Below are 13,499 nucleotides of genomic sequence, written 5' to 3'. Positions count from 1 at the left end.
GGTATTTATGTATCCTACTTCAGCAGCATTATTGCAACATGTATCGGTCAGAAAAACTACATAACACTAAAAAGCCATCTCACAACAGATTTACAGGCAAACACATCATTTTGTTGGTAAACCTCCAGCACTGGCGTAAGTTTGACGTGTAGTTAATCAAGAAGTAATTTTTTCATTTTCATATAGTGTTCTCGTAAAAGAGCTTTGTTTTAGAACAAGGCTCTTTTTTGTTATACCCCAAGGATTTCCTATACCAATCTACTTTTAAGCATTTGCCGCCCTACGCTTTAGGTGCAAGCACTATAGCCCAATATTTATATTACGTTAAGGTACCTTTCAATTGTAAATCAGTTGACCCAATTCTCCTCTAAAATTTGTTGGAGCTCACTTACCTCTTCCTTATGGTTAGGAGCTAAATCGTTTTCTTCAAAAGGATCCTTATATATATTGAACAACTGAACCTCCTCATTTGGTTTGTTCTTAGGGTTTGGGAGAATTAACTTGTACGGATTTGTCATCACTACACGGTAATTAAGACTTTCTTCAACCGTATTGAAATCGTGCTCATAAATTTCCCCATAAACAGCTTCTCTTTTATTTTGTTCCGCCTCGTTCAATACATTGATACCATCTAAATCATCTGGGCGTTCCAATCCGATCAAATCCAGCACCGTGGGAACCATATCTAAACTACTGACCAAATTTTGTGCATCAATTTCAGGCGTAATCTTTCCTTTCCATTTATACATGATCGGTGTTCGCATTCCCAAATCATAAGGTGACCGTTTTGAAATGGGATTGTAAGTAGTGTTATTTTCATTTTGAACCCACCCATTATCACAGACATAAACAAAAATGGTATTCTCGGTTTCCCCTTTTTCATCGATGTAGTTTATCAAGTCACCACATGTTTGATCAAACCACTCACACATGGCCCAATATTTTGCCACATACTCAGAGGGAGCTTTTGGCAAGTATTTTTGTAAAAGTGCCTCTGGCGGATTGTGTGGGGCATGTGGCAAAAAGGGCGCGTACCACATAAAAAACGGCTTCTTTTTTTCTAGGGCCAGGTCAATATAGCTATAAAGGGTATCCATTCCCTTACGACCTATTTCGAGGCCGTAGTCACCATGTCGCCCACCTCGTTTGGGGTCGCCATGGGTCATGCCATAATCAAATCCGCCATTTTCATAATTTCCGATCCACCATTTACCGGTCTGAAAGGAGAGATACCCTTCTTCTTTTAAAATGTCTGGTAATGTTTTGAGCTTTTTGAAGTTTTCGATTACGGGTTTATAATTTTCATCCCTCCAAGGAAGTGTCCAAGCTGGCTTACCATTTTTTAAATCGCCCGGAAGCACTCGGTCATTGCCCAACACCATATGATCACGGGGGTAAACACCGGTAATAATAGATGCAAGAGATGGTGAACATAAAGAAGTCGACACGTAACCCCGGGTAAAAGTGCGGCTTTCTGCTGCCAACTTATCTAAATTTGGGGTTTCAATATGCTCATGGCCCATAAAACCATAATCGGTCCATGCTTGATCGTCGGATAGAATGAAAACAATATTGGGATATTGAATCTGTGCTTTTTTATCCAACGTTTTACCAGGTTGCTCTTTACATGAAATTAAACCAACCAAAATAAAACCTGTAATAACTGCCAATTTTTTCATCCTATTATTTGTCCATTTTATTTTCTGTCTTACTTTTTAATTGAATGAATTAAGCAAGTGACCAACCCAACCTTTTACTAGCAATTGTCTTTCGAGAACAAAAGCATTCTAACGTCAATACCCAACCTCTGAATCATTTTATGTCTCACTTCCAATCAAATATAACGTGCTCAAAATGAAAGAGTGTCCTGTACTATACTGTTAATACCGGACTCCATAAAAACGGCGACTTTCGCTTAGACTGAACAAACCAGAAACTTTCATGCGTATTATGAGTATATTTAAGGGCATCAACAGCACTCAACTATTATGACAGCTTTTTCTAGATTATTTTTAATTCTCAATCTGATTGTAACCGCTTCCTGTGGTGAAAAGCAAACGAAAAAAGAATCCGATACATCTATTAACGTTACCGAGCAATTGGCGACGGATTGGAAACCCCTTTTTAATGGCAAAAATCTTGAGGGCTGGACGATGAAGATCAACTCCTATCCTTTGGGAGAGAATTTTGGCAATACCTTTCGAGTAGAAGAGGGTATTCTTAAAATCAGATATGATCAGTACGGACCCCAATTCAATGATCGGTTTGGCGCGCTGTTCTATAACAAGGAGTTGAAAAATTACCGTCTTAGGGCTGAATATCGTTTTGTGGGAGAAACCGCTCCAGGTGCTCCGGAATGGGGCTATAGGGATAGTGGAGTACAAATTCACACCCAAAACCCCGAAACCGTTGCGCTAAACCAGCAATTTCCTATTTGTTTGGAGTATAATCTTCATGGAGGGAATGGTACAGACGAACGTCCGCTGGGAGCCATTTGTGGAATTGGAATGCATGTTTCCGTAGATGGAAAACCCAATACTGAATTTTGCAATCCCGCAAAGGTGAGCAAAACCTTTCATGGCGACCAATGGGTTACCATAGAAATTGATATCAAAGATGGCCATGTCACTCACTATGTCAATGGCGAGGAAATCATGAACTATTCGGACCCGGTTTACGATTCAGAAAACGAATATGCCAAAGCTTTTATAAAGGACGGGGAAAAAGAAGTTACCAGCGGGTACATTTCCTTACAATCAAATAGTCACCCCATTGATTTTAGAAAAATAGAACTACTGGAGTATTAAACACTTCACGACCTAAGAATTTTTTCCATGGCCTTGCCTCGGGCCAATTCATCGATCAGTTTATCTAAATATCTTATTTTTTGCATTAGAGGGTCTTCAATTTCCTCTACCCTATATCCGCAAATGACTCCCTTAATTTTATCAACATTTGAATTGAGCTGAGGTGCTTCTGAAAAAAAGGTCTCAAAATCAGTCTTGTTTTCCAAAATGTCAGTTAAGCCTTTTTCGTCATAACCAGTAAGCCAATAAATTATTTGGTGTACTTCTTCCTTAGTTTTACCCTTCTTTTCAGCTTTGGCTATATAATGAGGATACACACTGGCAAATGAAGTGGTAAAAATTCTATGTTTTTTCATGATTTTAAGTTTTTCCATATTAAGTTTCTTAAGAAGAACACCTTTATAAAGGCTCCCAATAAAATTGAATTCCTAACTGAAACTTCTGCTATATATTTAAACAACTATAAACTCTGTAAGATACGACCAACCCAATATTACTATTGAAAGCCAGAAAGTTAGTCTTGGAAAGGTAAAGAAATTAGATTGTTTACCCTATTTACGATTTCATTATTATTAATTCATCAGTCTTTTGACTTTAACTTCTGGGTAAAAGCAACAAATAACCGTATTTTAGCAAATAGTGATTTTTTTTAAATTCAATTTAGGTTTACAAATTTTTAATATTTAAAAGTGTAAACTGAACACTATTATATTTTTTGTCCTATATTTAACACCAAATTTGAAACGCTTTGCAAAAACCATTTCAGATAAACAGGGCTTATAAAGAAGTCCAACAAATTACAGTGGCAGTAGATTGCCTCATTTTCGGCTTCAATGACGGTAATTTAGAACTACTGTTGGTAAGTAGAAGTTTTGAGCCTGAAAGAGACCGTTGGTCATTAATTGGAGGTTTTGTTCATAACGATGAAGATTTAGATGATGCCGCTCATAGGGTCCTTACGGAACTTACGGGTCTAGATGACGTTTATATGGAACAGGTACGGGCGTTCGGTAAAGCAAAAAGAGATCCTTATGAACGGGTAATTTCAGTAACCTATAGTGCCCTGGTTCTAAAGAAGGATTACAATGATGAACTGGTTAAGAGTTATAAAGCGGAGTGGTTTCCTATTGATAATTTACCGGAACTGATTTTTGACCATAAGGAGATGATCGATGCTGCAATGAAAAGACTCCGAAGAAGGGTAAAAAGCGGTCCTGTTGGTTTTAATCTTTTACCGGAAAAATTTACCCTGCCTCAGCTTCAGAAATTATATGAAGCCATTTTAGGTGAGGAAATAGACAAACGCAACTTTAGAAAAAAACTGAATTCCATGGATTTTCTAATCAAGCTGAATGAAAAGGACAAAACCGAATCAAAAAAAGGTGCCTACCTCTACAAGTTTGATGAGGACAAATATAATTATGTAAAAAACTTCAACATATAACCAACTAAACACAGCATAGGAAACTTACCGTATTTGGGGCCACCCAAATAGTGGAAGGTGCCTCAATTTTTCTACTCATGGATTTGAACAACTATAGCTTAGGCTTGGATTTTGGATCGGACTCTGTTCGTGCCCTTTTGGTAAACCTATCAAACGGACAAGAATTGGCAACCTCCGTACATTATTATAAAAGGTGGAAAGAGGGCAAGTATTGTAACCCCTCCACCAATCAATTTCGTCAACATCCTTTGGATTATATGGAAGGGATTGAACAGACAATTAGAACTGTTCTGACCCAAGTTGAAGATGATGTGGTTCAAAACATTGTAGGCATTGGAATAGACACCACAGGTTCAACCCCTGTAGCGGTCAACAAACAAGGAACCCCACTAGCTTTACTGGAAGGATTTGAGGAAAACCCGAATGCCATGTTTGTGCTATGGAAAGACCACACAGCCATTAAAGAGGCTGCAGAAATAAACGAACTCTGCAAAAAATGGGAGATAGATTATTCTAAATATGAGGGTGGAATTTACTCTTCAGAATGGTTTTGGTCTAAAATTTTACATGTTTCGCGTGCTGATGAGTCCGTATTGGGTGCAGCCTATTCATGGGTAGAGCATTGCGATTGGGTGCCTTTCTTATTAACTGGTGGCAATGACGTAAAAGAAATGAAACGCAGCCGATGTGCTGCAGGTCATAAAGCTCTTTGGCATGAAGAATTTGGTGGACTCCCTTCCAACGATTTCTTTACTGCCTTAGACCCCATTTTAGATGGGCTAAGAGACCAAATGTTTACTAAAACATACACCTCTGATGTATCGGCAGGGACATTAAGTACCGAATGGGCCGAACGTCTAGGTCTGTCAACAAATGTTGAAGTGGCCGTTGGCGCTTTCGATGCCCACATGGGTGCTGTTGGGGCCCAAGCAGAACCTTATTATTTGGCCAAGATCATGGGTACATCTACCTGTGATATTTTGGTAGCTCCTATGGAAGGAAAGGAAAAACTGGTCAAGGGTATTTGCGGGCAGGTAGATGGTTCGGTCATTCCGGGAATGTTGGGGTTAGAGGCTGGACAATCCGCTTTCGGCGATATCTATGCTTGGTTTGAAAGGTTATTGGCGTGGCCCATTAAGGAGTTGATTGGAAGTTCAAGCTTGATAGATGAAAAAACCAAGAGCAAGTTGATTTCAGAGGCTGTGGAAAAAATCCTTCCAGAACTCAGTAAAGCCGCCGAAAAAGAACCCATTGGGGCTTCGGGCGAACTGGCACTGGATTGGATGAACGGTAGAAGAACCCCCGATGCCAACCAAAATTTAAAAGGCGTCATTGCGGGGATCAACCTAGGAAGCAACTCTCCTAAGATTTTTAGGGCATTGGTAGAAGCTTCCTGTTTTGGAGCCAAAAAAATTGTAGACCGATTTTTATCCGAAGGTATTCCCATCAAAGGGGTGGTCGCTTTGGGCGGTGTGGCCAAAAAATCGCCTTTTATCATGCAGATGATGGCCAATGTACTCAACATGCCTATTAAAGTGGTACAATCTGAGCAAGCATGTGCACTAGGAGCTTCTATTTTTGGTGCAGTCGCTGCCGGAAAATTTGCAAATGTTCCTGAAGCAGTGGAAAAAATGGGAAGTGATTTTGAAACGGTGTACCATCCCGAAGCTTCTAAAGTAGCGGCCTACGAAGAAGTTTACAAAAAGTACAATGCCTTGGCCGAAGTAATGGAACCTCACATCATGAAACAAGCTGTAAAATGAGCGTATATAAAACTCTAAAAGAGGAAGCTTACGAAGCCAATATGAGACTGCCAGAGCTTGGTTTGGTGTTGTTCACTTTTGGCAATGCCAGCGCGGTGGATAGAGATAAGGGCGTTTTTGCCATCAAACCAAGCGGAGTGCCTTATGCCGACTTAAAAGTGGAAGATATTGTGATCTGTGACTTTGACGCCAATGTAGTGGAAGGCAGCATGAGACCATCATCCGACACCAAGACACATGCGGTACTTTATAAAGAATGGAGCGAGATTGGCGGTGTGGTGCATACGCACTCCACCTACGCAACGGCTTGGGCGCAGGCACTTAAAGATATTTCCATTTTTGGTACCACCCATGCGGATCATTTGACATCGGACATCCCTTGTGCGCCTCCTATGAAAGACGATTACATTCAAGGAGATTACGAGCATATGACAGGGTATCAAATAATAGATTGCTTAAAAGAACGTGGTTTTGACCATAATGAGGTTGAAATGATCTTAGTAGGTAACCATGCCCCATTTACCTGGGGAAAGACCGTTCATAAGGCGGTTTACAACAGTGCGGTTTGCGAAGAGGTAGCCAAAATGGCCCACATAACTTTGCAGATCAACCCAAATGCAAAACAACTTAAAGAGGCTCTTAAAAAGAAACATTTTGAACGTAAACATGGGGGCAACTCCTATTACGGTCAAGAATAAGAACCTTTTTTCTCAATCAACTAAAACTATATTATGAAAGGATTGGATACGCTTGACTGGGTGGTAATCGCCCTCTATTTTCTGGTACTTTTAGGAGTGGCATGGTGGGTCATCATGCAAAAACAAAAAAATACAGAGGATTACTTTCTCGCCGGTAGAAATATTGGCTGGTTCGTGGTAGGTGCTTCCATATTTGCTTCCAACATTGGCTCTGAGCATGTAGTAGGTCTCGCCGGAAACGGGGCAGGAGACAAAATGCCGTTGCTCATTTATGAACTGCATGCTTGGCTCGTTCTTATGCTTGGTTGGGTCTTTTTACCGTTTTACGCGCGTAGTGGGGTGTTTACAATGCCAGAATTTTTGGAAAGAAGGTTTGATGCCCGCTCTCGTTGGGTATTGTCCATCGTTTCATTGATTGCCTATATCTTGACAAAGGTGTCGGTAACCATCTATGCCGGTGGGGTGGTCGTTTCGGCGCTGTTGGGAATTCCTTTTTGGATTGGGGCCGTAGCAACGGTGGTTCTCACGGGACTTTACACGGTTTTGGGCGGAATGCGTGCCGTAGTATATACGGAAACCATTCAGGCGATTGTATTGGTCATTGGAGCCGGGATTCTTACCTATTTAGGATTGGATGCCGTAGGCGGATGGGGCGAACTCAAAGAAACCGTAGGTGCCGATTATTTCAATATGTGGCGACCTAATTCTGACCCTGATTATCCGTGGCTGCCCTTGTTCATTACCAGTACCGTAGTGGGTATTTGGTATTGGTGTACCGATCAGGTTATTGTGCAGCGCGTGCTCACCGCTAAAAACATCAAGGAAGGTAGAAGGGGAAGTATCTTTGGAGCGTTACTCAAATTAATGCCGGTATTTCTATTCTTAATCCCCGGTGTTGTTGCTTTGGGATTGAAAATGCAAGGAAAATTGGATTGGGACAGTCCGGATGAGGCCTTTCCGGTGTTGATGAGCAACTTGATGCCTTCCGGCTTACGAGGATTAGTTGCTGCAGGGCTTTTAGCGGCTTTGATGAGCTCTTTGGCTTCGGTCTTTAATTCGTGCTCCACTCTTTTTACCTTGGACATTTATAAAAAACTAAAACCCGAAAAGCCCGAAGAAGAATTGGTAAAAACAGGCCGAATCGCGACTTTCTTTGTAGTTGGTTTGGGTCTTCTTTGGATTCCTATCATCACCACGCTATCCGACGGATTATACGAATACCTGCAAAACGTACAGGCATACATTTCGCCCCCGATTGCGGCGGTGTTCCTTTTAGGAATATTCTATAAAAGAATCAATGCCAATGGCGCTATCGCTACTCTGGTAGGTGGTTTTCTTATTGGTTTCACCAAATTGACCTTAGAAATTTTAAAATCGAGTTTTGCCGAAGGTAGTTTTATGTTTCAACTGGCCGATATTAATTGGTTGGTGTTCGGCGCGTACTTTTTCGCCATGTGTATTGCCATAGCGATTATTGTAAGTATGTTCTATCCTGCACCATCTCAAACTCAACTGGCCGGCTTGACATTCGGTAGCGTATCCGCAGAACAAAAAGAAGAAGGAAAAGGCAGTTACAATATTTGGGATATTGTTACCTCAGTGGTGGTACTCCTAATTGTGGTGTATATAATGATTTCCTTTAGTACCCTAAGTTTATAAAGAAGAAAAAGTAGATAATGATCAATATTTCCCATTACGAGGTTTGGTTGGTAACCGGAAGCCAGCATCTTTACGGCCCTGAAACTCTAGAACAGGTTACAAAACACTCCCAAGAGATTGCTCAATTTTTAAATGCAGAAAATACCATACCGGTAAAGGTACTTCATAAACCTACCGTAAAAACGCCGGATGAAATATACAGGCTTTGTATGGAAGCCAACAACACCGAGAATTGTGTTGGTTTGGTCACTTGGATGCATACCTTTTCCCCTGCAAAAATGTGGATTGCCGGTTTAAAAGCCTTACAAAAACCATTTCTTCATTTGCACACCCAGTTCAATAGGGATATTCCTTGGAATACGATTGATATGGATTTCATGAACTTGAACCAGTCCGCACATGGCGGGCGTGAGTTCGGTTTTATGGCCTCGCGTATGCGAATGAATAGGAAAGTGGTCGTAGGTCATTGGCAAGATGAATCCGTGATTGAGAAAGTTGCCAACTGGTGCAGGGTCACCTGTGCCGTAGCAGATTCCAAAAAAATGAAGGTAGCCCGTTTTGGAGACAATATGCGGCAAGTGGCCGTTACTGATGGCAACAAAGTGTCCGCCCAAATAAAATTTGGGTACGAGGTAAATGGTTATGGTATAGGCGATTTGGTGAAGTTCATTGATGCCATCTCCGAGAGACAAATTGAAACCTTGGTTCAGGAGTATGAAGAAACCTACCAACTGGCGGAAGCATTAAAATCCGATGGAAATATGCGTACATCTTTGTTGGATGCCGCCAAAATTGAATTGGGAATGCGTGCTTTTTTAGAAGATGGGGGGTACACAGCCTTTACCGATACCTTTGAAGATTTGCACGGCATGAAACAGCTTCCCGGCATTGCCACGCAGCGATTGATGGCCAGTGGTTACGGTTTCGGTGGAGAAGGCGACTGGAAAACCGCTGCCCTTGTGCGTACCATGAAGGTCATGGGCACTGGGCTAGAAGGCGGAAACAGTTTTATGGAAGACTATACCTATCATTTCCATCCCTCAAAATCAAGTTGCTTGGGCTCCCATATGCTTGAAATTTGCCCGACGATTGCTAATGGAGATGTACGTTGCGAAGTACACCCATTAGGCATTGGAGGAAAGGAAGACCCTGTACGTTTGGTGTTCAATTCCGGTAAAGGAAAGGCATTGAACGCTTCCATTGTTGATATGGGCAACCGTTTTAGAATGCTGGTGAACAAAGTAGAGGCTTTGGAAATTGAACATGATATGCCAAAACTTCCAGTAGCCAGAGTACTATGGGACCCGAAACCAGATTTGCAGACTGCCGCAGCGGCGTGGATTTACGGAGGTGGTGCACACCATACCTGTTATAGCCAAAACATATCCGCAGAATCCCTAGAAGATTTTGCCGAAATCATGGATATTGAATTTTTGTTGATTGACGAAAAGACAGACTTATATCGCTTTAAGCAAGAATTACGCTGGAACGATGCGGCCTATGTACTAAATAAGAGCTTATAGTCCCCTAAGGCTTCACACTGATCTGTACCGCTTCACAGCTTTTTAAATCGGAATTAAGAATAATTTTTTCCGAAGTGCTGCCATCCGTAATCTCAATGGAAACGGTATTGGGCGGCGAGTTGCCCAAATTATGGGCATAGAGAAACAGGTCGTTGGCCTTGCCTTTTTCGAGTTTACAGCTCACTCTTTTTTTCTGATAGGTCAAAAGGTGTTTGGCAATTACAGTTTTACCGTTCAGGTAGATAGAAACGATGTCATTATCTTGTCTGCCGTGGTCCCAAATATCAATAGTGATATCTTCTTTGTCAAAAGCAACTTCTTTTACGTAGGTGATATTACGGCCATCAAATTGATTGACCGGTTCCACAACTTTAGTGGATGATGGTGTCGGTTTTTGTCGATTTTTCTCCTCGTAGGCCTTCTTTCTCGCATCCGAAATAGGGTTTTTGATAGAAAAATAAGGAGTGGCAAACTTAGCTATTTGATATTTGTTATCAGGAAAAAGCTCAATACCTACCACTTGATAAGCATCACCGGTGCTAATATTCTTGGCCAGAACAATATCTAAAACACTAAAGGAATTTTTAAAAGTACCCAGTTCTTGCACCACCATATCATTTAATGCTAAAAAGAACCTTATAGATTTCTCAGGGCCAATGTTGATGGTAGACCATTCCAGTTTCGCAGGCTGGGTAATATCCCAAACTGTTGATGAATTTGGAGAGGTGATTTTTATTTTGGTCTTTTTATCTACGGAATCGTTGGGTATTTCCTGCAGTTGCACAAAAGGCATAGAACGCACACCTGCCATGCTTTTGGCATAAGAATTTGCCCAAAAACATAGAAGTACTGTGAACAGAAAAATGTATTTCGTCTTAGAAAACGACACTTCAAAAATTTTTGCCCAATGTTTACCCTATTTCTAGTTGGCAAACATAACCGTAGTACTTGCTATAACGCAGATTAGCTTTAAATGTTGGGTGTACGGGTCAAAAATTACTTGCTTTTCTTATCGCCTAACATATTCTCAAAAAGAAAAACACCATTTTTATTGGCGATAACAATATCCGGCTTTCCATTTTTATCCATATCGGCAATGGCAATATTGAGTCCGGCACCCGAGTCGGAATCAATCAAATGTTCCTTAAAATAAGGTTTCTTGCCGGGCATAAATTCAATCCAAAAAAGATATGGTGTATCCGCATCACCGGGGTCATTGCCATTATGCGCCAAGAATCGCTTACCTGTTACCCAATCATTTATTCCATCGCCATTTAAATCCACCATAATGGAAGAATGTGTTTGAGAGGTGGTTTCGGTCATCAAATGCGTCTTAAAACTACCGGATTTATCCTGCTCATGCCACCAAACTCCCAATTTGTGTGCAGAAGCGCTTAACACATCGTTCAGCCCATCCCCATTCACATCAAATACATACATATGGGAACAGGGTTCCCCTAAGGTGGCTTCCTGAAATTCCCAGTTTCCAGATGTTACATCTGCACTACCTTTGAACCAGCCATCTGTCACCAGCACATCCTTATACCCATCACCGTCCACATCGCCATAACCAATGCCATGCGAATACCGGTCCGTACCAGAAACATTTTCTTTGGTAAGCGGATAGCGTTTCCATACAGTTTCTCCTTTTGTTTTAGGGGCCTGAAGCCACACTATTTGTCTTTTTTCATAATCTCCGCACAAAATATCCAAGCGGCCGTCTCCATCAACGTCCAAAAAACCTGGGGACTCATTGGAAATACCCATGGAATCCGCTATCATGTGCTTGGTCCAATAACCCTCTTCATTTTTTGGGTTTTCAAACCAAAACCCGCCTTCACCGGGATAGCCTACTATTACAACATCATCCCAACCGTCTAAATTTACATCCATTCCCAAGTTCAAGAAAGACTCGCTATACTCTTTGTAAGGGTCGTAGCTCTTAAAGGGAGCCAGCTCATGGCGTTCCCAATTTGGTGCTTCAAACCAAGAATAACCGGCCACAATATCCAAAAGACCGTCATTGTTTACATCTGCCGTTGCTACACCCTCCGAAAGAAACTCTTTGGTGAGGATGGTTTTTACAAATCCGTTTTCGACTTTCTGCGCATGAAAATGGCATGAGGCAAAGAAAATCAGACTATATAATGCCGTTTTGGCAATAGGTTTGAAAGGTAGTTGCATCATAAAAAAGGTTGTTTGGCACAAACTAATGTATTCTTAAAAAATAGAACCCCTACGTTGAATCTTCTATAACGAATTCACGTTTTACTTTGGGGCTGTTCCCGTTGGCAAGCAAGTTAATTATTTTGACTTTCCTGTACACAACGGTTTTCATTTAGTCAAATGAAAAAAACTCCTTCTTTACCCAATACCGTCGTAATCGGCTTTACTTTCATGAAATAAAACATTTTATGTTACGATTGAATGTTTTACTTTTAGAATTCAACAAACAGAACACTACTATGGCATCACGAAGAAATTTTTTGGAAAAACTGACCGTTTCGGCAGTTGGTCTACCTCTATTATACCACAGCAATCCCCTTTTTGCGGCTACCGAAGCACCGTACCAAGGTCCGGTCTTAAAAGTGGCCATTATGGGGCTTGGTAGTTATGGCACCCGAGTAGCGGAAGCTATGAAAGATTGCAAACGGGCAAAATTGGTGGGCGTTATCAGTGGCACTCCGTCAAAAATAAAAGACTGGCAGGCCAAGTACGATATTCCAAAAAAAAACTGCTACAACTATGAGAATTTTGACGCTATCAAAGACAACAAGGATATTGATGCCGTTTATGTAATTACCCCGAACGGATTGCATAAAGACCAATCGATACGGGTTGCCAAAGCGGGAAAGCACGTTATCTGCGAAAAGCCCATGGCCGTGAATGCAGATGAGGCCCAAGAAATGGTCGATGCCTGTAAGGCTGCTAAAGTACATTTGCTCATTGGTTATCGCATGCATTACGAGCCAAAAACGGTTGAGGTCATTAAAATGAGGCAAAACGGGGAATTCGGCAAAGTGAAATTCTTTCAGGGACAGTCTGGTTTTACTATTGGTGATCCCAACCAATGGCGTTTGAACAAAGAATTGGCCGGTGGTGGCGCCATGATGGATATTGGTATCTATTCCATTAACGGGGCGCGTTACATGCTGGGCGAAGAGCCTATTTGGGTGACCGCCCAAGAAACCAAAACCGACCCGATTAAATTCAAGGAAGGAGTTGATGAGACCATTCAATTTCAGTTGGGCTTCCCCAGCGGTGCGGTGGCCAATTGTTTATCCACTTACAATATGAGCCATTTAGATCGCTTTTTTATGACAGGTTCCGAGGGATGGGTAGAGATGAAACCTTCTACCGGTTATGGCCCTATTAAAGGGCGTACCCATAAAGGAGAATTGGATCAACCCCATATCACGCATCAAACCTTGCAAATGGATGGAATGTCTCAACTTATTTTTGAAGGAGTACAGCCCATTGTTCCGTTGGATGGGGAAGAAGGATTGAAGGACATGAAAATAATAGATGCCATCTATAGAGCCGTAGAAACCGGCGAAAAAGTAGCTATCAACCTGTAAACGAAAACGAAAAAATACTTTAACAGA

At 41.4% G+C, this 13,499-nt stretch carries 11 protein-coding genes; 7 read left to right on the top strand and 4 right to left on the bottom strand.

What is annotated here, in order from left to right; genetic code table 11:
- Positions 1-347: 347 nt before the first annotated feature.
- Positions 348-1,679, bottom strand: coding sequence for a sulfatase family protein (locus BIZ36_RS19195; RefSeq protein ID WP_187459492.1), 1,332 nt, complete (start codon positions 1,677-1,679; stop codon positions 348-350).
- A gap of 309 nt (positions 1,680-1,988) precedes the next feature.
- On the opposite strand from BIZ36_RS19195, the gene BIZ36_RS19190 reads away from it, so the two are divergent.
- Positions 1,989-2,807: a 3-keto-disaccharide hydrolase gene (locus tag BIZ36_RS19190; RefSeq protein WP_187459491.1), complete on the top strand. Its 819-nt coding sequence runs from the start codon at positions 1,989-1,991 to the stop codon at positions 2,805-2,807.
- Positions 2,808-2,812: 5 nt separating this feature from the next.
- Here the strand turns inward: BIZ36_RS19190 and BIZ36_RS19185 are convergent, their stop codons facing one another.
- Positions 2,813-3,163 (bottom strand): DUF2200 domain-containing protein, encoded by a 351-nt coding sequence (locus BIZ36_RS19185; protein ID WP_187459490.1) that lies wholly within the window; start codon positions 3,161-3,163, stop codon positions 2,813-2,815.
- A gap of 392 nt (positions 3,164-3,555) precedes the next feature.
- Here BIZ36_RS19185 and BIZ36_RS19180 point away from each other — a divergent pair, with 392 nt between their 5' ends.
- The 5 genes from BIZ36_RS19180 to araA all read left to right on the top strand — a co-directional run bounded on the left by BIZ36_RS19180 (position 3,556) and on the right by araA (position 9,894).
- A complete protein-coding gene (locus tag BIZ36_RS19180) occupies positions 3,556-4,251 on the top strand; it encodes an NUDIX hydrolase (RefSeq protein WP_222937472.1) in 696 nt (231 codons plus the stop codon).
- Between the two features lie 77 nt (positions 4,252-4,328).
- Entirely contained in the window at positions 4,329-6,014 is a 1,686-nt protein-coding gene (locus BIZ36_RS19175) for a ribulokinase (RefSeq protein WP_187459489.1), read from the top strand.
- Positions 6,011-6,712 (top strand): L-ribulose-5-phosphate 4-epimerase, encoded by a 702-nt coding sequence (locus BIZ36_RS19170; protein ID WP_187459488.1) that lies wholly within the window; start codon positions 6,011-6,013, stop codon positions 6,710-6,712. The genes BIZ36_RS19175 and BIZ36_RS19170 overlap by 4 nt, the downstream gene beginning before the upstream one ends.
- A gap of 33 nt (positions 6,713-6,745) precedes the next feature.
- Positions 6,746-8,371, top strand: a complete 1,626-nt coding sequence (locus BIZ36_RS19165) for a sodium:solute symporter (protein WP_187459487.1) — start codon at positions 6,746-6,748, stop codon at positions 8,369-8,371.
- Between the two features lie 17 nt (positions 8,372-8,388).
- A complete protein-coding gene (gene araA / locus BIZ36_RS19160; RefSeq protein ID WP_187459486.1) occupies positions 8,389-9,894 on the top strand; it encodes an L-arabinose isomerase in 1,506 nt (501 codons plus the stop codon).
- A gap of 4 nt (positions 9,895-9,898) precedes the next feature.
- Here araA and BIZ36_RS19155 read toward each other — a convergent pair whose 3' ends face one another.
- Both BIZ36_RS19155 and BIZ36_RS19150 read right to left on the bottom strand, forming a co-directional pair.
- Positions 9,899-10,705, bottom strand: coding sequence for a hypothetical protein (locus BIZ36_RS19155; RefSeq protein WP_187459485.1), 807 nt, complete (start codon positions 10,703-10,705; stop codon positions 9,899-9,901).
- 185 nt (positions 10,706-10,890) lie between these two features.
- Positions 10,891-12,081 carry an FG-GAP repeat domain-containing protein gene (locus BIZ36_RS19150; protein WP_187459484.1) on the bottom strand — a complete coding sequence of 397 codons (1,191 nt, stop codon included), beginning with the start codon at positions 12,079-12,081 and terminating at the stop codon, positions 10,891-10,893.
- 278 nt (positions 12,082-12,359) lie between these two features.
- Between BIZ36_RS19150 and BIZ36_RS19145 the strand changes: the two genes are divergently transcribed.
- A complete protein-coding gene (locus tag BIZ36_RS19145) occupies positions 12,360-13,472 on the top strand; it encodes a Gfo/Idh/MocA family protein (RefSeq protein ID WP_187459483.1) in 1,113 nt (370 codons plus the stop codon).
- Positions 13,473-13,499 lie beyond the last annotated feature (27 nt).

This window comes from Cytophaga sp. FL35, from assembly GCF_014349235.1.
GTDB lineage: Bacteria > Bacteroidota > Bacteroidia > Flavobacteriales > Flavobacteriaceae > Euzebyella.
This window is presented reverse-complemented; position numbering and strand designations above follow the sequence as displayed.